Source organism: Pseudoalteromonas sp. S1609 (assembly GCF_005887255.1).
In the GTDB taxonomy this organism is placed as follows: domain Bacteria; phylum Pseudomonadota; class Gammaproteobacteria; order Enterobacterales; family Alteromonadaceae; genus Pseudoalteromonas.
This window is the reverse complement of sequence record NZ_PNDJ01000013.1, coordinates 119,951-145,619: the sequence shown is the minus strand read 5'-3', so window position 1 is coordinate 145,619 and position 25,669 is coordinate 119,951. Positions and strand designations below refer to the sequence as shown.

Sequence of the window (25,669 nt, the reverse complement as noted above, 5' to 3'; positions counted from 1 at the left end):
AAAAAAGCTCTGAGCATAAGCCCAGAGCTACAATCGGATAACAAATATTACATTTGTTGACCTTTAACACCGCTGTAACCATATACTAGTGGTGCAGTGATGTTGTTTTGATCGTCAGTTGGTGTAACAGTCATCATCATTTCAGTGTAGCTGATAGTGATTGTTTCAATTGGACGGTCGTTTTGAACTGATACTGAGTAGCTAGAGATCATGGCATCTGTAAGTTCGATTTTCATGATTTCTTCAACTTTATCACCTTGTTTAGTGATATGGAAAATAGCAGGTAGACCTTTACCAATAGTTGCTTCTTTGAAAAGATCCGGAGATGCTTTATCTTGAAGTTTAGTAATAGTCACATCGCCTAGACGAGTAGAGCTAGATTCACGGTCCATTGCTGTACCAGTCGCTGCACTAATCTCACGGCTAACGTTCCAATCTAAAGATAAAACTGTAATTAAATCTTTGAAAGACTCGGCAGTAGTTTCGCCTTTGATTGAACCGTATTTTAAATATGTATTTGCTTGCATTTGATAATGCTCCTTTTTATTAAACAATATTATCCATTATGTGGATTCGTTTACTTTGGTTACCCAAAATTCCTTGAAATCATTATCTCTAAAACAGCAATGAAAAGGTCTTCAGAATTCCTTTCCCTAGATGAAGACAATGTCTCAAAAATTCCATGTTTCTATATAAGACACACGAATTATAATGCTCTAAAACTAAAGAAACAACCATAAAAACAGGTTATTTTAAATTAACTTTAGTTAGCTCAATATCAAACTCATTATCCTTAATTAACAATGAGATAGATGTCACTTTTTCACCATCAACCATGCTCGAAAGCAAAATTTCAGACAATAGTGGTAGTACTTTATTCTGTAATATGGTGTGAATATTTCTTGCACCCGAACCAGCATTTTGACAATTAGCAATAATGTGCTCAATCACGTCATCGTTATACGTTAATTGCGCATCATAATACTTTTTAACACGCTTAATTATTTTACTAATTTGCAGCGCTGCAATTTGGGTCAGAATTTCATCACTTAACGGAATGTAAGGAATGACATTAATGCGCCCTAAAAATGCGGGTTTAAATGCGCCTAATAAATCATCTTGTAATGCTTTTAATAAACCTTTAATACTCGGCTTACTTTCTTCATCTTCAAATAAGCTCATTGTGGTATCAGTACCCACATTTGAGGTCATAATAATGATGGTGTTTTTAAAGTCGATGTCTCGGCCTTCACCGTCTTTTATGGTGCCTTTATCGAATACTTGATAGAAAATATCTTGCACGCCTGGATGGGCTTTTTCCATTTCATCAAGTAGCACTACACTGTATGGTTTTCTTCTTACTGCTTCGGTTAAAATACCGCCTTCGCCATAACCAACATAACCTGGAGGTGAGCCAAGTAGTAATGACACTTTATGCTCTTCTTTAAACTCAGACATGTTAATAACTGTTACGTTATCTTCACTGCCATACACTTCTTGTGCTAGTGAAAGTGCGGTCTCTGTTTTACCAACACCGCTTGGTCCTGCCAGCATAAATATACCATTAGGGCGACTTTCGTCTGCTAGCTGCGCACGGGAGGTTTGTACCACTTTAGCCATAAGTTCAAGTGCATGATCTTGGCCAACTACGCGCTGTTTCATTTGCTCAGCTAAATTTAAAATGCCATGAATTTCATCTTCATGCATTTTACCAACAGGAATACCAGTCCAATCAGAAATAACCTGTGCAATCAACTCTTCATCAACTTGCCAATGCACCATATTATGTTCGTACGAGGCTAGCTTAAGCTTGCTTTCTTTTAACTGCTCAAGTACTTCAGCAGAAGAGTCTGCATCGTTGGTGTTAATCGATTCTAGCGCTTGGTTTAACTCGGTAACTATATCCTTCTCAACATTGAACTGCTCATTTAATGGTTCCAGTTGCTGTTCAATCTCAACTAATTCAGATTTAAGTGCTGATAATTGTTCGCTGTGATCTAAACCGGTTTTTTGCTCACGATTTAGCATTAAAACTTGCGCTTCAATTTCACTAAGCCTGTTAATTAACTGCTCAATCGCATTAGGTGTCGATGCTTGACTCATAGCAACACGAGCACATGCCGTATCTAACAATGCAACGGCTTTATCGGGTAGTTGTCTGGCAGTAATGTATCTGTGCGATAGATGCACTGCACTTTCAAGTGCTTGCTCTGAAATAAACACTTTATGATGTTTTTCCATCACAGGAACTAAACCACGCAACATAGCAACCGCTTTTTCTGGTGTTGGCTCTTCAACTTTAACCACTTGGAAGCGACGTGTTAGTGCAGCATCTTTTTCAAAAAACTTTTTATATTCAGCCCACGTTGTTGCTGCAATAGTACGTAACTCCCCTCTTGCTAGAGCAGGCTTAAGTAAGTTGGCAGCATCATTTTGACCCGCTTGTCCGCCACTACCAATCATAGTGTGAGCTTCATCTATGAAAAGAATCACAGGATCAACAGCGTTTTTCACTTCATTAATTAGTGACTTCAAACGATTTTCAAATTCACCTTTCATTCCCGCACCTGCTTGCAGCAAAGCCAAATCTAGGCTGTGCAACTTAACGTTTTGTAACACTGCAGGTACGTCTTTTTGAGCAATCCTTAGGGCAAGTCCTTCAACCACAGCGGTTTTACCTACACCCGCTTCACCGGTTAAGATTGGATTGTTTTGACGACGTCTGGTTAAAATATCTACCATCTGACGTATTTCGAAATCACGGCCTAAAATTGGGTCTATTTTTCCCGCTTTTGCTTGAGCGGTTAAATCTACGGTAAATTGATCTAAGCTTGGTGTTTTAGATGAACCATTTGCAGGTGTTGTAGCACTTGCAGTGGTAGTATTACGTTCTTGCGATTGGGCAACAATTTCAGGCCATGCATGTAGTAGTTGTCCAGGTTCTATATTATTGAAAAGCTTGCTACAACGCGTTACTAAACTAGACAAGGTATCGTCTTTTGTAAGCGTATAAATAACGTAAGCACTGCGAATTTGCTCATCGGTAAATTCTATACTGGTGCTTAACCATGATTGTCTAAGTAAAGTAGTAACATGTACCGACAGACTAGGCGACGAATCACTGCCCGTTTTAAATGACTCTAATGATTGATTTAAATCTTGCTTTACCTGATCAATATCAATATCGAAAGCACCGAATATGAGTCTAACATCGTCTAGTTGCTGCTCAATCATAGCTAACAGCCAATGCTCTAATTCAACCGTAAAATGGCTGCGGCTATTACAAATTGCGACCGCTGCTTCTAAGCTCTTTCTACAATCTGGGCTTAGTTTCTCAACTAATTTGTTTAATGTCATCGTTGACATACACTGTTCCTTTTAATTTTAATTATCCTTTAAACGATAACTTAGTAGGGTTAAATTTAGGGGTGTTTTTACTCGCCATTAAAAAGCTATTTGCGCCTAGTTGGCATTCACTTTTTGACAGCTGCACCGCATCAAGTTGTTGAAAATCTGACTCAATAACAAGTCGAAATGAAATAGCATTGCCGGCATAGTCTTTGACAATTTTTTTAGCTAATTCAAATAACTTGCCTTTAGGTAACAAGGATTTTGCTTTATCAAAATCGCGGGTACTGATATGGATCTCGATATTAGAAGAAATATCCCATATCTTTTTACCAATTACCGTATCAACACCTAAGCGGGCATGTTGTCCCTCATAAAGGCGTTCACTTGCTAGACATGTTTGCTCTTGTGGCTTCAAATCGTGCCACTTACCTATCATTTGTTTAATGACAACATCACAGCCAAGATATGAGCTCAGTACACTTTTTAAATCAAAAGCATTACGAATTTTTCGGCTATAAAGGCCTGAAAAGTGCAACTGATGTTCATCATAACCGCCGCTTAAAAGCCCTAATATTTGCGTGTATGGGTCTTTGTTTTTATCTTTATTTATATGATTTAAAGACGGTTTATATTTTTTCCACGCTCGATAATATAAAGACACCAAACGGTGATTAAACATGTCGTAAAAGTCGCGCATGGTTGTATCTTTATAGCGAAGACGTTGCATCACCAGTTCGCTATAAAATTGAGGCAAAGCGCCCGAACAACCCGTTAATCCCATAAAAGAGATCTGCATGTTGACTTTATGTAAGCCATCTTCAAAGCTTGCTTGTTCTAATTTTGTGATAGCGTTACCTGGGTAACCAAATTTTTGAGTTGCGGTAAACTTAATTAACTCTTGCTTTGGACTACTGTCATACCCTACATAGCGATACTCCAAGCCATGCTTTTTCAGCTGGTTTTCAATAATGAAAACTGCTTTATAAAAGTCAACTTGTGACGCTTGAGAAATAATATGTTGGATCATATTAACGGGCTTTCCCCAACTCGCGCAGGCCATTGGTAATACACTTGCTCTTGTTCTTTTAGCCTTAAACTAACGCGAGTAAAGCTATTAATTGCTGCAAATTGCGCAAAGAAATGATCGAGGATAGAAGCAAAGAAAAACATGCCACTACCTGAAAAGTCATCATTGGCGAAGGTAATTTCAATTTCACTTCCCGTTGCAAAGCTTACTCGCCCTTTTTGCACAACACGAGCCGTTGCGGGTTCTACAACCACACGGTAAATATTATCAATAAGGCCTTTTGTTTGCGGAGATGCTCTAAAGTCATAAAGGCGTAGCACTTCTTTAAGCTTATTACATGCATCATCTCCACTAAACGCGTCGAGCGTTAAATGATTAACTAATTGCCAACGAGTTGCATCGGCTAATATTGGTCTAACGGCATGAGTAAATGGAATTAAACACCTAATTTTTTTAATTACATCGCCGCGTTCTGGCATCAATAAGCCTAGCTCATCGTCTCCAAAAGGCATGCTTGCAGGGAGGTTTCGATTACTGCAATTAGCACGTACGGTTAGGACCGTGTTCCCTTCAGCATAATCCATAGCGCTATTTTCAAATCGTGCATCTACCAATGATAGAAACGATTCGGTGCCTGACTCAACATAACCCCCTGCCCATGAGGCAGTTTCTCTGCGGATATGCCAAAACAAATCATCATGGCCTTGGTATCGTGGATGGGTTTGTCCATAAAACGGACAAACTATTTGTTTATTTCCCTTATGGTCAAAGGCAATTACTTCTGAAATACCAATTACTTCTGAAATCTCAGAGTCCATATAACGCGGCGTTAACTGGTATTCGTATTCGCTCAGCTCAGGGCGAATAGGTTCTAATTCTTGTTCAAACATATTAATTATGGGCGTACACCCCATCAAGAACATGTCTTTGTCTACTTGCTTTTCAAGCTCTGAAGATTCAGCATCAAGATAAATATACACTGTGCATTTATTAGAATTTTTAGGCAACGATGAGTGAATATTTTCAAGTTCAAAAAAACGAAACTTTTCAGGAAAGGTAAAATTTTCGACGAGTAAGCGATAGCCGGCACTTGATCGCTGCGAATACGGTACAACCGCTTCATTTGCATCAAAGCCAACCGCTTTAAGTTGAGTTTTAGAAAGGTACTTTATTCCCTCATCACCATTATCAAAAGCAATGCCAATAGCGTGCTTAAACAATAATTCATACACTTTAAGCGTATGATGCCATTGGCCATTTATAAATAATCGTAATTTTTCCAGCCCAGTTTCAGCCAGTGATACACCCGGGTATTCACCGGTTAGCTCAAGTTTGAAAATTGACTTTGCTTTCTCATGCCAACGTGGTTTTGGTGCCACAAAAGGACTGTTATCAAATTGCGCACTGGTAATTTCAACAGGCCATAAGTAAGTTTCATAACAGGTTTGAAACTTACATTGCTTCATTGACTCAACATTGGTTTCAACTTCACTCGCTCTTGGAATGACTACTCCCGTGGTTGAGAGGTTTTCAGCCTCTAATTTAACCACCGACATTGAAGGAATAGGCGCTTGATAGTCAGGTAACATTTGCCCTAATAAAGCATCAGTAAGCTCAGGAAAGCTATCATCTAACTTTTGCCTAATATTAGCCGTTAAAAATGCGAACGATTCAATTAATCTAGATACATGAGGGTCTTCAATATGATCATCGCTTAGCTTTAATCGCCCTGCAACTTTAGGGTATTTTTCAGAGAAGTCTTTACCCATATGACGAACAAACGCCAATTCACGATTGTAATATTTTAATAACTCATCGTTCATAAAGAAGCCTCTATAATCTTCATCCCTAAGTTCACAGGCTCAACTTCAGAGTCAAAGCTAATAAACTCAGGCTCTGGATCTGCATATAGTAAAGCGTTTATTCGCAAGTTTAATACTCTATTTACGGGTACTTCATCGTCAGTAAATACCTCAACTTCAATGAACCGAGGCTCAAATTTCAAAATTGTATTTCTAACGGTTTCACATAGCAGTGCCCGCCCTTCGTGAGAGCTCACCGACATACTCGAAAAGTCAGGTAAACCATACGATAAGCAGGATGTTGCTAACTCTGCATATTGTGCTGGCCACGTGTGCCATTGAATTCGCGCATTTAGCAGCTCTTCTATGTCTCTGCGCACATTTTTTCTCAGCTCACTAATGCTGATCCCCTCAGTACGAGATGGGGCATCCTGAAAGTCTGGCTCATCGTCAATGAGCCTATCTAAAATGGATGCTTGAAGCTGCTGCTTATGCTCTATCATAATTATTTACTATGCTTACTCAGCTGTTTCTAGGACGTTTATTTTAAGGTTTGGAACAGTGATGGCTTCATCGTTGACAAACAACATTTTCATTCCTTTACCTATAATAAATTCGTCTTGAAGTTCTTCCCAATCAGATACTTGGCCTAGCTTTTCTAGATCTGTATTTGAGTTTGCGTAAACTAGTGGCAAGTGAGCGGTACCCGATGGGCCGTCTTTAATAGTAATTTCAACGCGTAACCAAATACTCTCTAATAATGACGTTACAGGTTCTACTTTTAATGTTTCAATTTCATTAAAGTTAGCCAGGTAAAACTCGCCATTCGTGCCTAGCACTTCTAAATAAGGACTTAAGCTATCATCTAAATCTCGAATTGCTGATTGCTCGTCTTCAACACTCTCCAAGCGAAGCGCTTCCATTTGTTGTGCAAGACTGGCTGCTTCAGATGTTTCACCTTCAAGCAAAGCAACATGCATTTTTAAAAACAAGGTATCTAGCTCATTGGCTTCATGAAAAAGTTTAGGAATCCCCTTACCTTGATAAAAATCCACGCGCGATTGCTGGGCACGAATTAAATGTCTAAGGTTAACTGCACCTACAGCAAACTCTGGGTTCTTTTGCACCATAAAGTCGAGTTGTTTGTCTGCTTTTTCAAGCTCGCCATTAATGCAAAGTAATTCAGAATAAATACTTCTAATGTCAAAATTTAAAGGCTCATCTTGCAACTCGGTAGCGCAGCATAATAAAGCATCAGCAAGTTTTCCCTCGCGAATTAAACTGTGTATTTTTTTCATGACTATTCCTTTATTTTATGATGAGGACTGAGCTCTGTTATTAACTTAATACTCGAGACCATTTGGTCTAACTGAAAGTGAGGCTGTAACTGCAAAACCGAAAAGTAATGCCCCGGGTTTGCTTTATTTTCACTTACTTTTATTTTTGCATTACTCAGTGGATATTTGCTTCTAATATGCTCAGACGCGGAGTCTGACGCGGTTGTGTAGTTATTAATCCACGCCTGTAAATCTCTCTCACAGGCCTGTGCTGTGCTGTAAGACCCGACACGATCTCGGGCTAATAATTTTAAATAGTGCGCAAAGCGCGATACACATAAAATGTATTGCAACATAGACGATAAGCGCGCATTGATATTGGCAGCACTTGAGTCGTAATTTTTTGTTTTTTGAACCGATGCATTACTGTAAAAAACAATATGCTCCGTATTTGTAACCGAAGAAGCTGGGATAAAACCGAGCTCAGAAAATTGCTTTTCAAACTTACTGGTTACTAATAAATCAAGTGGCGGCTTTGCCTCTTTTTGATAGGTATCGTTTGCAAAGCTATCACGAGCAAGCCCTGTTACTAATCCCTTAGAGACTTTGCCTGGCTCTATACCACGAATGTGACCAAACCAACCGCTGTCGCAGTAAGCTCTAATTATTGTTGATACAAACTGATACGCTGCACTGCCCCATAACATATCTGTTTCTGGATTTTTTATTTGTTCTTTGAAGTAAAAATCTTGATGGCGTTTGCCATCATTAACATAAGGCGGCCTAACTAACACATGAGGCAACGTAAACCCCATAAAGCGCGCTTCTTCCATTTTTCTAAAACTTTGCCATTTTATATATTCAGGTTGTTCAAACTGATTAAATAAATCAGAGTAATAACCTAAATCAGAAAAGCTATCAGCACCAAATAAATTAGCCGAAGCCGAACATATAAAAGGAGAAAATGCAGCCGCTGCCGTTCTTGATACCTCTTTTATAGTATCAATATCATTGTAAATAGTGCCTGCTGAGCAACCATTACTGATTTCGTAATCACCAATTACAATACCAAAAGGCTCGCCTCCGGCACTGTCAAACTCGTTTTGATAAAGTAACTGAAAAAACATACTTTGATCAAAATCAATCGCTTTGTTCACGTCTTTTGAGAGCGTTGACCAATCACAATTGAGCAATTTAACTTTTACTTTTTTTTCTTTGTCTTGTTGCTCTGTTTGTAACAATAACCACCATAGATTACGCCAGCTAGCTTCTAAGCGTTGAAAGCTATTAGCATGAATTATGTGGTTGAGTTGCGATGAAATAAGTTGATCGAGTTCAATAATTACACGTTGTAAATAAGGACTCAAAGACTCCTTATTCCAAGAAAGGGGAGAATCAGAAGAGCCTTCAAGCCATAACAATAACGCTTTATCTAGGTTTTTTTCATTTAAAAACCTATCGAGTAAAGCGTCATTATCACTAATTCGAGACTGTGACTTTTGTTGAAAAGTGAAGTCTTGATTTATAAATGAAAACTCTTCGTGATTCATTCTATTGCATCATCCTTAATGCGAGAGAGCGGTATTATTAACCGATCTCTGGGATTTTAGCTACAAGACGTAAAGAAGACGTTAGTTCTTCCATTTGTAACCAAGGTTTCAACCAAGCAACAGCGTTGTAGGCACCAGGTTGACCTGGGATCTCTTTTACAGATACTTTTGCATCTGCAAGAGGGTAACGTGCTCTGATGTCTTGACCACCGCCCTCTGTCGCATTTACATATGACAGGATCCAACGGTTTAACCATGATTCAACGTCTTCAGCTTCCATAAAGCTACCAATCTTGTCACGTGCCATTACTTTTAAGTAATGCGCAAAGCGAGAAGTTGCCATTAAGTATGGTAAACGAGCTGAAATAGCAGCGTTAGCCGTGGCATCAGGCGTTGAGTAAATTTTTGGTTTTTGACAGCTTTGACCGCCAAAGAAAACAGCATAATCAGTATTTTTATAGTGACATAGAGGTAAGAAGCCTAACTGACTTAACTCTGCCTCACGACGATCTGTAATGCCAATTTCTGTTGGACACTTAAGATCTGGATCACCATCATCACTAGTGAATATGTGAGTCGGTAAGCCTTCCACTTTACCGCCCCCCTCTGCACCACGAATAGCAGTACAGAAACCGTATTGAGAAAACGCCGCGGTCATGTTAGTTGCCATAGCGTATGCTGCATTACTCCAACAGTAATCACCGTTATCAGTGCTCACTGAACGACCGTCTTTTGGCTCAACTTCAAACTCTTCGTAGTTGAACTCTTCAACAGGTTTAGAAGCAGCACCATAAGGTAAACGCGAAAGGAAACGCGGCATAGTAAGTGATACAAAGCGTGAATCATCGCTGTCTCTAAATGAGCGCCATTTAGTGTATTCTAATGATTCAAATACTTTTTCTAAATCACGTGGTTTAGTAAGCTCTTCCCAATTATCAAAACCGAATAAAGACGGTGAAGAGGCAGCAATAAATGGACAGAATCCAGCTGCAGCCACATTAGACATTAGGCTCAATGTTTCAACATCTTCAGGGTGGTTAGTAAATTCAAAGTCACCTACGATAGTGCCATATGGTTCACCACCTGGAGTACCAAATTCAGACTCGTAAATTTTCTTGAAGGTTTGGCTTTGATCAAACTCAACGGCTTTACTTAAGTCTTTATGTAACTCTTTTTTCTTCATGTTTAAAACACGAATTTTTAATGTAGAACTTGTTTCAGAGTTCATCACTAAGTGATGCAAACCGCGCCATGAGCCTTCAAGCTTTTGAAACTCATCCGAGTGCATTACCACACTTAGCTGTTTTGAAATTTTTTGATCGATTAACTGAATAGCTTCATTAAACGTCACAGTCATGTTTTTATTCCATTGAACTGTGCCTTTTAACGCTTCTTCTGTTAATGTTTTTAGTAATTCTTCAGCACGGCTCGACTCTGTTTGTTTAGTCGCGCCAATTGCTTGCTCTAATAGTGAAGAACTTACTTCTGATACCGATTCTGATTCTGTTGCTAATTGTTCAGTGCTCATTTATCAGTCTCCTCTAAGTTAAGTTCTTTAGCCATCGAGTCTAAGCTTGCTGTATTACTTAATACTTCTTCGAGTACATTTTCAAGCTCTTCTGAGCGGTCAATCTTGGTCATCAAGTCACGCAGCTTGTTGCGCGTTTCCATCAATTTGCGTAAAGGCTCTACTTGATTTACAACCGCAGCAGGCTCGAAATCGTCAATCGACTTAAAGTTCAAGTTAACTTCAAACTGAGAACCATCATCCGTTAATGTATTGTCTACTTTTAAACGCAGAGAAGGACTCATACGTTTTAAAACATCATTAAAGTTATCACGATCAATTTGAATAAAACGTCTATCTTTTAGTGGTTTAAGTGCTTCTGTGTTATCACCAGAAAAATCACCCATTACACCTACTACAAAGGGTAATTCTTTTTTTACTGCCGCGCCCTCAGTTTCCACATCATAAGTGATATGTACTCTTGGTTTACGAACTCGTTTTAACTTATCATGGATACTCATTGAGAACTCCTTTTACTATGTTTCAGTTTCGCTGATCTTAATGCCAGACAACTTAAAGTATCCAGTCCTAGCATCACTATCTGTAATTAACTCATTTAATAACTCAGGTAGCGATAATTCGCTCCATCGAATAACTTGTTCTATCGTGTAAGACATTGGTGAATGAGGTTCAGTCTTTCTGAAAAATGTCGCAATTTCTTGAAGTTTTTTTATTGCGTTTTCTCTCGAATCAATCTCATCACTGACACGCTTTTTAGGTTGCGCTGAGTCTGCCTCTATCTCATCCTCAACCACTTCCTCTTCAGGCTCAGCATTTGCCTTATCTAATGCAATTTGTGCTGCTTCAAGTTTATCTGCTGCAACATGATTTACCGCAGCTAAGCTCACTTCTAATGCTTGTTTAATATTAGATGTAGGTTGTGGCTCACCTGTCACCTTATCCATAACCTCACTCAAAGCGGCAAATTTTTCTATCGCATCTTCAATATCATTTTTTAAAGATACAAAAAACTCGGTACTGGTTTCGGCTGCACTTTTTTCAAGCTGTTCAAAATCAACGGCACCTTGGGTTATCTTCTTTTCGCGTTTTTCATCACTTAAACGTGAAATGTCATAACCTTGCTGATATTCCCAAAAAGAAAAAGGATCCATACTGACACTGTCTGTCATGTATATACTTTTAATTGGAATAATTAACGTACCTTCACCAGCACTGCCATTTAAGCCAACTAATGCAGACACTTTGTCTGAAATTTCATCACCGTCATCAAGTGTTGGATAAAGTGACTCAAAATGATGTTCCAAAAGGTGCTTAGCAACACTAAAACCAAACGCAATGCCTTTAAAGCCATGAACGCGGCACAAGCCTTCAATTAGCCAAGCTAGGTATTCTATATCTTTACTTTCGGTTTTAATTGCCTCACTACATTGCTCAAGTAGCGGAATCCAATCTCGAGAAAGCGAAGCAATTCCTTCTTCATCAACTAGCGCATTTCTTTCAGCCGCACGAAGTTGGTTTCTTAAATCTTTTAAGGCGTAGTAAGTAGACGTTGGAGAGACATCTGAGCGCGGATCAATACCTGCAAACTCAGTATCTGAAATAGGGGAAATATACTCTTCAAATAAAAACATTCCATTGTCCTAAATATTATCCATATTCTCTAAAGCTTAGAGCGGAGATAATATTACATTCTTTAAATTAAATTACAAGCTTCAGCACCATTGTGCCGATAAGCTGGCTAATGTTATTTTGTAAATAATTGAAATAACAGTTTTTTGTTCCTGATATATTTACAACTTTTTTTCTTAAATATACTAAAACAGGCTTAATCAGCTACTTAGTGAACAATGGAATCGTTGCCTCATCTTGTAAATTACAAGATTGTATCGATTGATTGGCATCTACATCATCATATTTTACTAATATACAAGTTACGTTATCTTTAGCACCTCTGACTAACGAGGAGTGCATTAAAGCCATTCCTGAATCAATTATGCTACTTGGCTCTAATGACAAACATATGTCCTCATCTGATAATTCACCTGTAAGACCATCTGAACATAATAAAAAGATATCGCCCTTGTTTATCTCACCCTCAATTACATCCACCTTCACTTCATCCATTACGCCCACAGCACGAGTAATAACGTTAGATAATGGGTGGTTTTTAGCTTCTTCAACAGAAATCATTCCCTCGTCGATTAAGTCATTAACTTGACTATGATCTCGAGAAACTTGAGTTAGTTTACCATTGCGTAATAAGTAAGCTCTGCTGTCACCAGCCCATAATATGTAATAGCGCTCATTCTTAACAAACAAAGCTGTTACCGTACTGCCTGCTGTTTTATTGCTTAAGTATTGCGCGCTATATTGATTTAGTTGCTTATTTGCATCTTCTATAGCGCTAACAATATGACTTACGGTCAAGTCCTCTAGCCTGAGCTTTTCAACAGTAGTTCTAATCACATCAACCACTAATTGACTAGCAACTTCACCCGCTTCATGCCCGCCCATACCGTCAGCTACGACCCATAAGTTATGGCTGTTAATTTCCACGTGCGCATCTTCATTAAGCTGCCTCACTGCACCTCTATGAGTAATGGCATAACTTGTACTTAAATTACTAATCACTATTTTTTACCTGTGTGTAATTCCATTCCCAATGCTTCCAACGTCCATCTAGCATAGCGGCTACTTGATTAACCGGCGGCAAAGCTGACGTGATCAGTACCATAGGCTTAATATTGCAAGAACCATGAGTCCACCAAACACTGTAATCACCATACTTTTTATGTAAAATCGCATGCATGGCATCTTGTAAAATATGGTCGCTTAACTCAGTGCCTGAAAACTCTAGAGCGATTGCTTGTTTGTTTTTATCTTTTGAATTGGCATAACTTACTTGCTTTTTATTTGCAGCAACGTCACTTAGTGTACTAGCCAGTTCTTTTCGCCAGGAAAACAGATCCACAGAGCCATCAAGTACTTTAAGAACAGCATCTTCGTATTCTAATGAAAAAACACCAGAATGAAGCACATCAACCGGAGCAATATGAGTTGCACGAGTAACAGTGAGTGGATAGTGCCTTCCTACTGCATCCATACTGGGCAATAACGTACCCATAATGCCAGTATCACCAACAATGTTTGGGCTTAATGCAAAGTGCCAAACAGGGCCAGTAAGGTAGCTTTCTTGCCAAACATCACCAAGTTGCTCTTTACTCACAGCAATGGCAGCTTGCAGCCATTGCTCCCAATGCTCTGAAAACTCTTTAGTTACATTATCTTGAACAAAGTCGCCTAAACAAGGCACCTTGCCAAGATAACCAATATCTACAATCGGGTCGGACATGAAAACTTCTCTACACTGCTGTTCCAAAACGGATGCCTGATTGAGCTAGGCAGTAATTCTACTTTTGCGTTGTTACCCATCAAGGAGAAATGTAACTCTAGATCTTGACGTGTTTTGCTACGCTTTTCGCTGAGCTCATCTAGCATTCGATAAAGTGACCACTCACCTTGATAAGTTGTATTAATTGAACGCCCACCGTTTGGCGGTGTAAACACAACGCGAGTTTTACTTTGACCACTAGCGCCAGGCCATACAAAGTTTGTAACTTTGAGTGGACCATGACGGTAAATCATTGACTGGCCATCAATTTCAATCATTAAACTAGATACCGTTTTATCTAAATTAAAAGTACGTAAGCCAAACTCAATTCGGGGTGTATCACTACCACGTTCAAAAAATGCGGTTTGAATTTTGAAAGCATGCTCAAACATTTTTAAGGTGTTATTGCTAATACCAATATCTTTTTCAAATTTCCACGGGCTAGAGCTCATATCCACACTCGGAGCTACATAGCTATTAAAAAAGTTATCTATGGTGCCATTAGGGCCAAAGAAGCGAGTAAAGTCTTTAATGCTGACCTCTTTTTCAGCCTGCGGAGCAAATGGGTAACGCCCCACAATTGCCGCGTTATACTCGCGCAACACTTTGCTTTTCCAAATTTCATTTAAATGTCTGTTGGCACTATTTTTGGTGATGTTGCTAGTATCTCTACTTATATCAAGTAACCAACTATTGAACGGATATGGCAAATCACTACTTTGGTACTCTAATTGGCGAATAAAACTCGGTTTACTCTTACCACTTATTTGATCTTTAATTGAGTATTTAAGCTGGTCGCCTCGATCAAGTTTAGTTAGATAAATATTCAACTCTCTTAAGTTTTTCTGAATATTATCAAGCTGCTGAATGTCTATATCGATAATGTCTTCAAACGCCTCTTCGACTTGATAGCCCGGTAGCTCTACCTCAAACTTAGGCGCCTCGTCAGGTAAAAAACGTTTAATTCGATTTGCTTTCGTTTGCATCGCAACCTTAGCTGCATTAGCGGCAATATCTCCTGCGACCTTTTGGTTTTCAGAGATAGGTAGCTTAGTTAATTGAACATTCTTTTTAACTGCATTGATGATATTTTTTATTGGCGCTTCTGAGCCTGCTAATACATCAGTAATGTTCACACCCTCAGCAGGTGAGCTGTACTGATTAAGACTCAAGTCATCTAAAAACGACTGCCAATAATAAATATAATCTTGGAAATAACGTTGCTCTAGCTTCTTTTCTATCTCTGCTTTAGAAATATCATACGTGCCTGAGGCTTCTTGGCCATACACCCAGCTACTGGCCATTAAGTTGCCAAGCATTTTTCCTTTTTCAATATTAAAAATGCCATGGAAACCGTTAAAAGTGTATAACCCTGGAATACTGCGCGTTAGATCACCATTGTTACGAAATGTAAACTTTTGCGCACTTTCAAAGCTAATAATATCGGTTAATCTAAAAGGCGGAATACTGCTATCAAGAAAATCAGCTTGAAGTCGTTGGTATGCTCTTTCTGCAATCGGTAGTTTCGTAAGTTCTGCACGAGCTACTCGAACCGCCTGATTATCTATTTCAGTTTGTGTTACGCCCTCTTTTAACAACGCAGCAATATGATTCATCAGCTCATTACGCGTCTGCATGTTCAAATCACCAGGCAAATTTCTATCTAAATATGCACTAAACCAAACGTAAATATCTTCACTCTCAAAATATTCAGGTTTAAATAACATTAAGTAGCATCTGAGCGTTTCATATAAATAACTCAGATGTTCTGGATGAGCCTCCATTTCCTTTATTAACGTGTTCGCAATAAAGGGCTCTAAATAGGTTTGTAAGGAACGTTTATAAGCATTAGTAGAAGATTCTTTAATTTCAGTAAGCTTATTAAAGCCAACTGAAGATGCATCTTCAGGATCAATTAACTGAGCATTGGTTGCTGGCAAGTTTCTCAATGCATTTAATCGGTCATTTAGTACCAGTAGATTATTTCTATCAAAAGATGATGCGTCTAATTCTTGGTACGTGGCAATTGCTTCATCTGTGGCATCAATTAAGTTGCTATTCCATGCAAAGCTAAAATACCAAGAAATTGAAAAGCCGAACAAAGCAACACATGCAAGTGACACACTAGCAACTCGAAGCCACTTATTTTGTTTGTCATGGTGTTTGTTGGTACTTGCTAAGTTTTGCTCAGGAAAAATAACGCTCTCTAAAACGTTTTTAATAAAAAAACTTTTAGATTGGTTTATATAATCGGTTTTACCTGCGCTAGCATCATTTAAAAAGCTTGAAGGGGTTCCCTCTTGAGTGGCGCTGGTTAAATACACTCCTCTGAACATAGGTAACTCTTCATAAGCGTTAGGAGTAAAAATCTCTTTTAAGAAGTCATCAGCTACCCCTTGTAGTACACGTAGCTGTCTGGGGAATTCAAAGATTTTAGCTCGAATAGCTTCATTACGCTCGTTGATCAGTCGACGGTTCAACATCTCTGTAAGTTTAGAAATTAAAGCATGGAATTCTTTGTTAAATGCATCGACTTGAGTATCTTTATCTAAATCAAGCTCAAAGGTGATCCCCCAAACTTGCTCACATTCTTCCTCAGTAAGTTCGCCAAAGAACTCCCTGAATCCTTCAATTAAATCTACTTTAGAAAAAATAACATAGACAGGAAATGTCATACCAAGCTGGTTTTGTAGTTCTTGAAGGCGTTGTTTTATAGCTCTTGCATGAAGGTTTCGCTCAGTTTTGGTCTGACTCATAAGTTCAGAAATACCCATACTGATCATTACCCCATTTATAGGGCGTAATGGGCGATGTTTTCTTAGTAACCCGAGAAAGCCTTCCCATGCTCTAGAGTCGTGTTTAGCGTGGCTACTTTGCGTTGTGTAACGACCGGCGGTGTCGATTAATACCGCTTTATTGGTAAACCACCAATCACAATTGCGCGTACCACCAACACCATGCACTAAATCAACTCCAAGCTTATCCTTTAATGGGTAATCTAGGCCTGAATTATGAATAACCGTTGTTTTACCTGCGCCAGGTGGACCAATCATGATATACCAAGGTAATTGGTATATATTTTTACCTTTAAATAGTTTTACGTCTTTGAGTAAATCTATGGCTTCATTCATTCTGGTTTTTAAGGTGGTTATTTCTTCGTTAACTTCACTACTATTTGCATCGTTGTTATCTATTAACTCATCTGCCATTTTTTCATCACGTTTGCTTTGCTGCATAAGGCGATAAATTTTAGTCACAGAAAAAACAAGTAGTATCAATAAAATAGTTAGTAGTCTTGCTGCAACACCGGCAAGCGGTACATAATCTGCAATCGCAATTAGGGGACCACCAAACCAAATTAATAATGATAAGGCTAAAAAACCGATAATTAAAATAGCGGTTCGAGACGTTAGTGCGTAGGTTATTTTTTTAAATTTTTGTGAGAAACTCATTACAGCCTCATTAAAATAATAGATCGATTTCAATTCTGCGGTTTAACGACCGAGAAGCTGAATCTGAATTGCTAGCGATAGGCTCTGCTGCGCCCTTTCCTTCTGGCCATAGACGACCGCTCAAATTGGTACTTTTAGCCATTAAATTAGCAACTTGTGTTGCTCTAGCTAAAGATAGATGCCAATTAGAAGGGTACTTATCAGTGCTAATTGGTAAGTCATCTGTATGACCTGTTATGAGGACTCGCCCTTTAGTTCCTTCTAGGCTTAACGCTAACTTTTCTAAAATAGGCTGGAATGAAGGGAGAAGTTGTGCGTCTCCTTGCTTAAACAAGTTTTCACTATTAATTGTAATGCGGATCCCATCGGAGGTTTTAGCAACGGCGACAATCCCCATTTTAATCTCTGTTTGCAACAACTGTTCAAGTACGCGTAATTGCTGATCTTTTTTATCAACAATTTGGTTAACTGCTAAAGGGTGAATACCTGCTAGCTTTTCATTAATCTCTACAACATCGTTATTCAGCTTCATATTTATTGATAAATAGATCATCAATAATATGAGCCCCAATACCGAAAATATGACCCAAAGTGGAACTTGATTTCTCAGTTCAACACCCGCTGCTACTCTTTGCTTCCAGTTTGGAGACAGCTTATTGTTAATTGGCCCATTAAGTTGGTTTAATAAATGATAAAGTTGTGAACGATATTCTTCGATTTTTGTATCACCACCGGCACCTAGGCGATATTTACCTTTAAATCCTAAATTCAAGCAGTGATATTGCAACTCTAAAAATTGTTGATTTCTCTCTGGTTGAGCTAAGCCTGAATCAAGTAGCGTGTAAAAATATTCACCGCCAAAGGTTTCTTTATGAAAGGTAGAAAGTAGGCTTTCATCCGCCCACTCCATTGAACTCCATTTTGAGTTCAATACAGACTCATCAAGAATGGCGCACAAACAATAACGCGAATTATTGATCACCTCTTTTGATAAGTGCTGATTGCGAACTTCTACTTCAAATCGTTTGATAGCCTCAACACAACGATGTTTAAGCGCTGCAAGGTTACTCATTTCAAGCGATTGATTGATTGAAATTACAAGCGAAAAACAATCGGTTGCCGCTTCTAACAAAGGGTTTTTAAATATCGATACTTTGTTACTACCTAATGATTTTGCAGAAGGCGGCTCGACCGACATCACTGTTTTATCAGCATCATTTTGTGCAGGGTTGCTACTTGGCGTATTTCGCCCTAATCGACCTGGGCGAGGTTTGATAATGGTTTCGTCCATTGAAACTCTTCCTTTTAAAAAGTTAAGTTCTTATCGCCCAAAGGCTTAATTGTAGCTCAGGGTAGTTTCCTGAGAGGTGAATGGCAATTCCCCCACTGGAACGCAATTTATCCCAATGTTCACCATGCCTATTTAATTCAAAATAATGAAAACCAGCATGATAAGGAATTTGTCTTGGTGCTGTTGGTAAATTACTAATCGTAATACCTGGAATTTGGTTATTTACCAGATCTCGAATAGTTTCTACACTGCCAATTTTAATTTGTGAAGGTAGAATTTTTCTTAATTCTTCATGAGGCACACTTGCTTTAATTGCTAATACAAATTGGGCTGAATTAAGAATAGACTTATCTTTTAACGCACCAAAAGAAATACCAAATTTACTTTGCTCAAGTTTAATTTCAGTTGCTGTTTGCTCAATAACGTGACTCAACGACTGGTATAAAAAGTTAACCACTTCATTAAATACCTGCCCTAAATTAGTATGGTCATAATTGGGTAATTTAGGCACTCTCTTATTAGCAGTGCTGAAGGTTGATAACTCGCCCGCAAGCTCAATTAAACGACTGTAAAATACATTAGGGTGTAAACTATTGACACTAAGTAAGTTATTAAATATCGCATCATACTTATTTAATGTTTGTAGCATGATAAAATCTGCAACTGAAGAACTTCCTGCATAGCCCTGGCTGAGCCTTGCGGCGATGCTTTCAGCGCGTTGCTTTATCATTGAGCCTATTTCTCTGACTAGCCCTGATAAGGGTTTACATTGCCCTACTTTTAAAGATGGAGGAATATACTTTGCATCTAACTTTATTTGGCCTTCACTACTCACATCTATAATTCTAGCTAAAGGTAATACGATATAGCCTGAGTGATCATCAGACGACAGCATCAATTTGCTATACACTTTCGCAACTTGAATAATTTCTTGAGATTGCGCTCCTAATAAATCATCACTCACTGACAGGTCATTGAGTTTATAACGAGTCACTGTATTATCGTCGGCTGAAGATATATTAATCCCGCTATTTTTTAGCGCAGGGATGGCAAGATAAACAACTTCATCAAAAACATCTTTATTAACCACCAACGGTTCAGGTAGCGACGTTGATTGAGGCATATCTATTGGTAATAAGTCTGGAGTGATTGCTGATAATGCGTCCACGGCAAACTGCCCGCTGTTAAGTAATTCATTATCAATACTTATATCAATTATCCCCCATGGATCAGCAAGGTTGCCACTGCAAACTTGCTTGATAACATTGGAAATATATTTGTCTGCTTGTTGAAAGTGCTGAGGTCTTAAAAACATCCCTTCAGTCCAAGCAACACGAGTGTTATCACCCATTTTAAAAATCCTTTTTTATTGCTCTCTCATGTATGTCGCAATTGCTTCTACATTAACATTGATATCGTCATAGCCGGTAGGGTCAACTTCTATAACCGCTCTCCACCTTGCTTGGTCTATATTTCTATAAGCAACAACAACCCCAACGTAACGAGTATTACGATTAAGGCTCATTTTATATTGCTGCACAGAATCAGGCTGAAGTTCTAATTCATCTTTTTTTAATAAGTCAGGTCCGAGGATCTTTTCTGGTGTGTCGTACAAGCTAAAAAAGTCCTGCGTGTCAAAAATAGTTCTTGAGCTGAGCTCAAAAATTTTCATTACCACTGGAGAAGGACGTTCTGATGTATCTGGATTAACATTTTTAGATACATTAATGATCAGATCGGTAGAAGGGGGTACGATTTTATTCATCGTAGAACATCCCATTACCAAAAATAGTAAACTAAAACTCAATAAGTAGAGCTTAACTTTGTACATTATTTACTTTCCTTTCTAGTGCGTTTCTTTGATTCGATCGTTGTATGCCTTTAAGAAATCATCTGACATTGCCATGGCGCCTTTAGTGTTCACTTCCTGAGAAATATCATCATATAAACTTTGATATAATTTCCAGCATTTAGACTCTATTTGACCAGGGATAATTTTTAACACGTTAGAATTATCGTTTGCCTGTTGATTAATTTGCATGGGAGAAACCTGCGACAACATCCCTTTTAACACGCCATCTGCACCAGCGAGTAATGCATGCTCATGCTTACGTGTGTCTATAAAGCTTTCTTTAATAGATTCATTCGAAGACAGAAAGCTTGCACTATTTTTTATGAACAAGTTCTGAATAACGTCATCAATGTTGGCAGAAAATTTTAATGGATTGTTTTGCTCAGCCTGAAACATCGTATGATTCAATCTTAATTTGTTTTTTACAATAGCGCGTTGACGTAAAGATTCCATAAGCTCAGTGAGCAATAAATTAAGCCCTTGGCCCATTTCAAACCACAGCTTTTCATTATCTAACGAATTTTTAAGTTCATCTTTAATCCCCAACCCTTTTAAAAACGCATCTGATAACGCCTTGTCACTTTGAACCACGTTTTTTACTGGTGCAGACTGTATCTCAGGCTTATGCTCATTAGCGTGGCTACTTGAACGGGGGGGTTCTTGAATAGGCGCAGGGGTATCAACAGGTGCTGATGAATTGCTAACATTATTGCCAATGTCAAAATCATCGGTATTCATAAGGCGCGTTAATTCATCCCAGTCTTCCGGAATATGATTATCAGTTTGTTGCTGCGCAGTCACTGATATCTCAGGCATCGACTCATTCATAATCGAGTCATCGAATGAAGGTATAGACTGCTCAGCCGGTCGAGAATTTTGCGCAGCGAAAGCATCTACTGATTGAAAATGACTTGGAGCAGAATTACTCACATCGGCTTGTTGAGCTGATGTTAGCACCACACTGACTTGAAAATCGCCAATGGTTAACACGTCACTGTCTGACAAACGTTGTTTGTTGCCTTGACCGAGCGGCGCTACAGCAAAATTAATAAATAATCCATTGGTTGAATTATCGTATACGTAAAAAGAGTCACCTTCTTTTTCTATTATGCCGTGTTTACTTGAGATTATTTTTTCGGGATCAGGTAAGTGCCAATCGCACGCTTCAGAGCGACCAAAAGTTAATGAATCTGTTACAGTTTTAGTGGCTTCTATTTCAGGTGAAAGTCTGTGATAACTAGTGATGTTTAGTATCAGTTCCATTTGATAAGTCAGTCCCTTATATCATTATTGTGAACAGGATAAAGTAGAAGCGAAACTATTGTCAACATTGAAATTAACACAAGAAAATATTGCGCTATTGATTTTGTCTCTAAAACAAGACGTTTGATAAACAAATTATACAGCGATGAAATATTTTACCGTAATGCTTTATAACTAGACCGAAAATAGCCTTCTTAGAGACTCCTTCTAGCTTTAAACCGACTTTTTCAATTTACAGTAAGGGAAATTTACCAACAATAATATGTCATTCAGGCATTGCTATAATTGTATATTTTTGTAAAATACATGCTCATATCAGAGGGAAAATTGATAGATAAGCAGAGAATATTTACCTTTGTAATTATTTAACTTAACACAATAAAAGGATTTTTTATGAGCAGTACTAATGATCACAACGATAAAACTCAGATTGCTTCCCTAGACTCAAACGCAAAAAAAACGTCAAACATTCGCAAGCAAAATCTACTTGGCAAAAAAATATCTGGCCGCTATTTAATTGAAGAGCTGATTGGCCAAGGCGGGATGTGTTATATCTATCGGGCGCGCGATACTTTTTTAGAAAACGGTAATCGCTCAGAAGCATCGGTAGCAATTAAAGTACTTCAAGAAGAATTCTCAAGCTCTGAAGAAGCTATCTCACTACTAAAAGATGAAACAGCAAAAACGCAACAGCTTTCCCACCCAAGTATTGTCAAAGTGTACTCAGCAGACTCTGACGGCGATCTATATTATGTCACTATGGAGTTAATTGAAGGGGAAACACTAGAACAAATTATTAAACGAAACAAACCCTCTGGCTTAGCGTTTAAAAAAGCAAAAATTATTTTAAAGCAATTAACTGACGCTCTTGTATATGCCCACTCGCGTGGCGTCATTCATAACGACCTCAAGCCTTCAAATATTATTTTTGATTCTAACGGTAACCTTAAGGTACTTGACTTTGGTATTGCCAAACACAAAAGCTTAGACGATCAATACGCTGTAAAAAATGACAGTGAACTGGCAACAATTGGCGGCTACACCCCAACATATGCAAGTCCTGAACAATTAAAGGGGAGTGAAGCATCAGTAAAAGACGATGTATTTTCTTTTGCATGCATTGCTTATGAACTTCTCAGCAGTAAACACCCATTTAACCGTATTGCTGCAGATAAAGTTCCTAAAAACACAACAGTGAAAAAACCAAGTAACTGCCCTATTCTTTTGTGGAACAATTTAAATAAAGCATTAGTTTTAAATGCGAATCAAAGGCTTGAATCATTAGAGCCCATTTTAAAAAGTCTTACAACAAACTTAAACCCTGCTATTTTTGCTACAGCAGCGAGTATAGCCATTATTGCTTTGATTACGCAAAACTATTACTCAAACTCAGATAATACTAAACAATTACAGGCACAACTCGATAATGCCAAAGCAATTAATCAACAAGTAGAAGCGTGGATGTCTTGGCAGGGGCCAACAATTTTAAACAAACTTGAACAAATCCCGCCACAATATGAAGTGCTTAAACAAGGGTTACTAAGATCAAACCAGCAAAGCATATTAGAGAGCTTTAACGATGAAGCTAATCAGTTTAATAATATCGCTGGTCGTAAATTTAAAGATTTCGATAAAATTATAGCCGTTTACTCTGATGCATTAAATTATTACCCTGACTCAGAAAAACTATCAATGCAATTAGAAAGTGTGCTTAGGGAACGCCAATCAATTATTTTTGATATTACAGCCAGAATCGATTTATTACTCGAACAGTCGCGTTATAACGAGGAGCAGCCAAATAGTATTGCCCACTTGATTTTTGACTTAAAAGAAGTTGATAAAACTTACCGTTATCAGCCTACAGATCTTCACTTTGATAATTTTACAGTTGCGTTAAATACCGCGATAGAAAGTGACGATGTGATCACCCAAAAAGTTCTCTTAAACGTGGGTAAAATCGTTTTTACAAACAACAAAAAAGCGGATGAGTTACTAGCAAATTTAATGCAGCGAGAATCTGCTATTAATGCATTAACTGCGTATCAGCAAAAGATTAATTTAGGCGAACAGGCAGACTTTCCTCGTGCCGATGCCGTGGTGTTTTATGGTCCTAAGTTTCAACGATTCTCTGCTCAGTTAGAAACAATAGAAGATCATAAAGCTTTAATGGAATTCGAAGAATTTATTAAATCTGAATCAACAGCATTACCGGATGACTTCTCACTTTTAATTTCGTTGAGAAAAGAATTGTCGAGACGTTACATCAGTACAGCAAACGATTTAATGAAAAAAAGAATGTATAAAGCCGCTGAACGTTTAGTTGAAAAAAGTGAAGCGATTACTCAGTCGTTAGACAAAATGCTCTAAAAATGCGTTTATTTATTGTTCAAAAATAACACAGCAGTGATTGAATAACGATTGCATAGCTATTAGACTAAAATCAAAATACAGACAACAAAGTCAAGGACGACGAGTGAATTCATATCATCATACACTCCGCCAAGATTTTACATATTTAGACTTTTTATAATTTATGGAGTACCTATGAAAAATTTAAGCTTGCTAGCTGCAGCACTCATACTCACTGGCTGTTCAGCAACATCTAAAACAAACAAAACTGAAGATGTTGTTATTGAGCCAACTCCTCAAATGAGCGAAGAAAATGCACCAATATCACTTACGGTTATCACTAACCCAGCCGACTCTAGAGTTCGTATAATGAATATAGTGCCTGTGTATCAAGATGCTATTGAACTAGATGCAGGTAAATATGATATTGAAGTAAGTAAGGCAGGTTATATTACTTATAGAAAATGGATAACGGTTGATAAAAAAACTATCTTAACCATAGAGCTCGATGAAAAACAATCAAGTCAATCTGCGCAATAGACTGTTTAATGCAGTAAAATGCCTTTTTAAATAAAGGCATTTTAACATTAATAATAAACATACCAAATATAACCGCCCAAGCTTAAATTCACCGTTATACACAACCACAATACCACTATAAATACGCGCTTTTTTGACTTATGCCGTAAAGCTTGCTGCGCGATAAGTGCGCCTGGCCACCCTCCTAATAGAGCACAGAGATGTAAATGTCGCTCAGGTATACGACTTACTTGTTTACGATTCGACTGCACTGCTTTTCGTTTATCCCAGGCATAATATAAAAAAGTAATACCACTGAGTAATGAAATATAGATCGGTATGAACATCTCAATTTTATGATTTAAATAAGCAAGCCATATTGCAGCTATAAACATACTCGAAAATATAATTAAGGTACTTTTTATCAAAAATAATCGCCTATAATGAAAATAATTAAAAAACACTTAGGTTAAATTATGACATATTTAAAGGCCGCGATGCTGCTGTTATCACTATCTATATTTAGTATTCAAGCAAATAATGAAGCAGACTTACTAGCGCCAGAACTTGCGATATTTACGCCTTACTTAGGCACATGGCAAGCGGATTTCAATACCGAAACAGGTCAGCCAAGCATTCAAGATGTCAGTAATTGGCAGCGCGCACTTAATGGTAAAGCCATTCGTACTTCACACTCGATTAATGAGGGTGAGTATGGAGGGGAGTCAATGATTTTCTATGATCGTAAAAAACAGTCACTGGTTTTCTATTACTTCACAACAGCTGGTTTTTATACTAAAGGCGTCATGAAAGTGCTGAGCCCAACGCAATTTGTGGCTTACGAAGATGTTACTGGTAGCAAAGAAGGGATCACTAAAGTTAAATCAACCAGTGAATTTAAAGATCAACAGTTTGTTGTTTCTACCTCTTATTTAAAAAAAGGAGAATGGACTAAACCGGAACAGCGTATTTATACTCGCAGTACAAAAACCGTTAAATTTAAGTAACTTTGGTCTT

21 protein-coding genes are annotated in these 25,669 nt (G+C 38.1%); 3 read left to right on the top strand and 18 right to left on the bottom strand.

The genetic code is table 11. The features are described 5' to 3' along the window. Nucleotides 1–47: 47 nt before the first annotated feature. The 17 genes from CWB76_RS04815 to tagH all read right to left on the bottom strand — a co-directional run bounded on the left by CWB76_RS04815 (nt 48) and on the right by tagH (nt 21,784). Nucleotides 48–527 (bottom strand): Hcp family type VI secretion system effector, encoded by a 480-nt coding sequence (locus CWB76_RS04815; RefSeq protein WP_138605861.1) that lies wholly within the window; start codon nt 525–527, stop codon nt 48–50. Between the two features lie 220 nt (nt 528–747). Next, nucleotides 748–3,366: a type VI secretion system ATPase TssH gene (gene tssH, locus CWB76_RS04810; RefSeq protein ID WP_138605859.1), complete on the bottom strand. Its 2,619-nt coding sequence runs from the start codon at nt 3,364–3,366 to the stop codon at nt 748–750. Nucleotides 3,367–3,388: 22 nt separating this feature from the next. After that, nucleotides 3,389–4,378 (bottom strand): type VI secretion system baseplate subunit TssG, encoded by a 990-nt coding sequence (gene tssG, locus CWB76_RS04805; protein ID WP_054201389.1) that lies wholly within the window; start codon nt 4,376–4,378, stop codon nt 3,389–3,391. Further along, nucleotides 4,375–6,201 (bottom strand): type VI secretion system baseplate subunit TssF, encoded by a 1,827-nt coding sequence (tssF, locus tag CWB76_RS04800; RefSeq protein WP_054201390.1) that lies wholly within the window; start codon nt 6,199–6,201, stop codon nt 4,375–4,377. The genes tssG and tssF overlap by 4 nt, the downstream gene beginning before the upstream one ends. Further along, nucleotides 6,198–6,683 carry a type VI secretion system baseplate subunit TssE gene (gene tssE, locus CWB76_RS04795; protein WP_138605857.1) on the bottom strand — a complete coding sequence of 162 codons (486 nt, stop codon included), beginning with the start codon at nt 6,681–6,683 and terminating at the stop codon, nt 6,198–6,200. Before tssE ends, tssF begins: the two co-directional genes overlap by 4 nt. 15 nt (nt 6,684–6,698) lie before the next feature. Further along, nucleotides 6,699–7,478, bottom strand: a complete 780-nt coding sequence (locus tag CWB76_RS04790) for a type VI secretion system accessory protein TagJ (protein ID WP_138605855.1) — start codon at nt 7,476–7,478, stop codon at nt 6,699–6,701. A gap of 2 nt (nt 7,479–7,480) precedes the next feature. Next, on the bottom strand, nt 7,481–9,007 hold the full coding sequence (gene tssC, locus CWB76_RS04785) for a type VI secretion system contractile sheath large subunit (RefSeq protein WP_010389374.1): 1,527 nt from the start codon (nt 9,005–9,007) through the stop codon (nt 7,481–7,483). A gap of 37 nt (nt 9,008–9,044) precedes the next feature. Then, a complete protein-coding gene (tssC, locus tag CWB76_RS04780; RefSeq protein WP_010389377.1) occupies nt 9,045–10,535 on the bottom strand; it encodes a type VI secretion system contractile sheath large subunit in 1,491 nt (496 codons plus the stop codon). After that, on the bottom strand, nt 10,532–11,035 hold the full coding sequence (gene tssB, locus CWB76_RS04775; RefSeq protein ID WP_010389380.1) for a type VI secretion system contractile sheath small subunit: 504 nt from the start codon (nt 11,033–11,035) through the stop codon (nt 10,532–10,534). The genes tssC (CWB76_RS04780) and tssB overlap by 4 nt, the downstream gene beginning before the upstream one ends. 15 nt (nt 11,036–11,050) lie before the next feature. After that, a complete protein-coding gene (tssA, locus tag CWB76_RS04770; RefSeq protein ID WP_138605853.1) occupies nt 11,051–12,166 on the bottom strand; it encodes a type VI secretion system protein TssA in 1,116 nt (371 codons plus the stop codon). 202 nt (nt 12,167–12,368) lie between these two features. After that, nucleotides 12,369–13,166, bottom strand: a complete 798-nt coding sequence (locus CWB76_RS04765; protein WP_138605851.1) for a PP2C family protein-serine/threonine phosphatase — start codon at nt 13,164–13,166, stop codon at nt 12,369–12,371. Then, entirely contained in the window at nt 13,159–13,887 is a 729-nt protein-coding gene (gene tagF, locus CWB76_RS04760; RefSeq protein ID WP_138605849.1) for a type VI secretion system-associated protein TagF, read from the bottom strand. The genes CWB76_RS04765 and tagF overlap by 8 nt, the downstream gene beginning before the upstream one ends. Beyond that, nucleotides 13,869–17,378 carry a type VI secretion system membrane subunit TssM gene (tssM, locus tag CWB76_RS04755; protein ID WP_138605847.1) on the bottom strand — a complete coding sequence of 1,170 codons (3,510 nt, stop codon included), beginning with the start codon at nt 17,376–17,378 and terminating at the stop codon, nt 13,869–13,871. Before tssM ends, tagF begins: the two co-directional genes overlap by 19 nt. 10 nt (nt 17,379–17,388) lie before the next feature. Then, the gene (tssL, locus tag CWB76_RS04750; RefSeq protein ID WP_138605845.1) at nt 17,389–18,669 is read right to left on the bottom strand and encodes a type VI secretion system protein TssL, long form; all 1,281 of its coding nucleotides are present in this window, start codon (nt 18,667–18,669) and stop codon (nt 17,389–17,391) included. Between the two features lie 22 nt (nt 18,670–18,691). Beyond that, nucleotides 18,692–20,020, bottom strand: coding sequence for a type VI secretion system baseplate subunit TssK (gene tssK, locus CWB76_RS04745; RefSeq protein ID WP_138605843.1), 1,329 nt, complete (start codon nt 20,018–20,020; stop codon nt 18,692–18,694). A 15-nt stretch (nt 20,021–20,035) separates the two neighbouring features. Continuing rightward, nucleotides 20,036–20,500 carry a type VI secretion system lipoprotein TssJ gene (gene tssJ / locus CWB76_RS04740; RefSeq protein ID WP_138605841.1) on the bottom strand — a complete coding sequence of 155 codons (465 nt, stop codon included), beginning with the start codon at nt 20,498–20,500 and terminating at the stop codon, nt 20,036–20,038. 15 nt (nt 20,501–20,515) lie between these two features. After that, nucleotides 20,516–21,784 (bottom strand): type VI secretion system-associated FHA domain protein TagH, encoded by a 1,269-nt coding sequence (gene tagH, locus CWB76_RS04735; RefSeq protein ID WP_138605839.1) that lies wholly within the window; start codon nt 21,782–21,784, stop codon nt 20,516–20,518. Nucleotides 21,785–22,177: 393 nt separating this feature from the next. On the opposite strand from tagH, the gene CWB76_RS04730 reads away from it, so the two are divergent. Both CWB76_RS04730 and CWB76_RS04725 read left to right on the top strand, forming a co-directional pair. Next, nucleotides 22,178–24,151, top strand: coding sequence for a serine/threonine-protein kinase (locus CWB76_RS04730; protein WP_138605837.1), 1,974 nt, complete (start codon nt 22,178–22,180; stop codon nt 24,149–24,151). Between the two features lie 177 nt (nt 24,152–24,328). Next, nucleotides 24,329–24,673: a PEGA domain-containing protein gene (locus CWB76_RS04725; protein ID WP_138605835.1), complete on the top strand. Its 345-nt coding sequence runs from the start codon at nt 24,329–24,331 to the stop codon at nt 24,671–24,673. 47 nt (nt 24,674–24,720) lie between these two features. Here CWB76_RS04725 and CWB76_RS04720 read toward each other — a convergent pair whose 3' ends face one another. After that, nucleotides 24,721–25,080, bottom strand: a complete 360-nt coding sequence (locus CWB76_RS04720; protein ID WP_138605833.1) for a DUF1294 domain-containing protein — start codon at nt 25,078–25,080, stop codon at nt 24,721–24,723. Between the two features lie 48 nt (nt 25,081–25,128). Here CWB76_RS04720 and CWB76_RS04715 point away from each other — a divergent pair, with 48 nt between their 5' ends. Beyond that, the gene (locus tag CWB76_RS04715; protein ID WP_138605832.1) at nt 25,129–25,659 is read left to right on the top strand and encodes a hypothetical protein; all 531 of its coding nucleotides are present in this window, start codon (nt 25,129–25,131) and stop codon (nt 25,657–25,659) included. Nucleotides 25,660–25,669 lie beyond the last annotated feature (10 nt).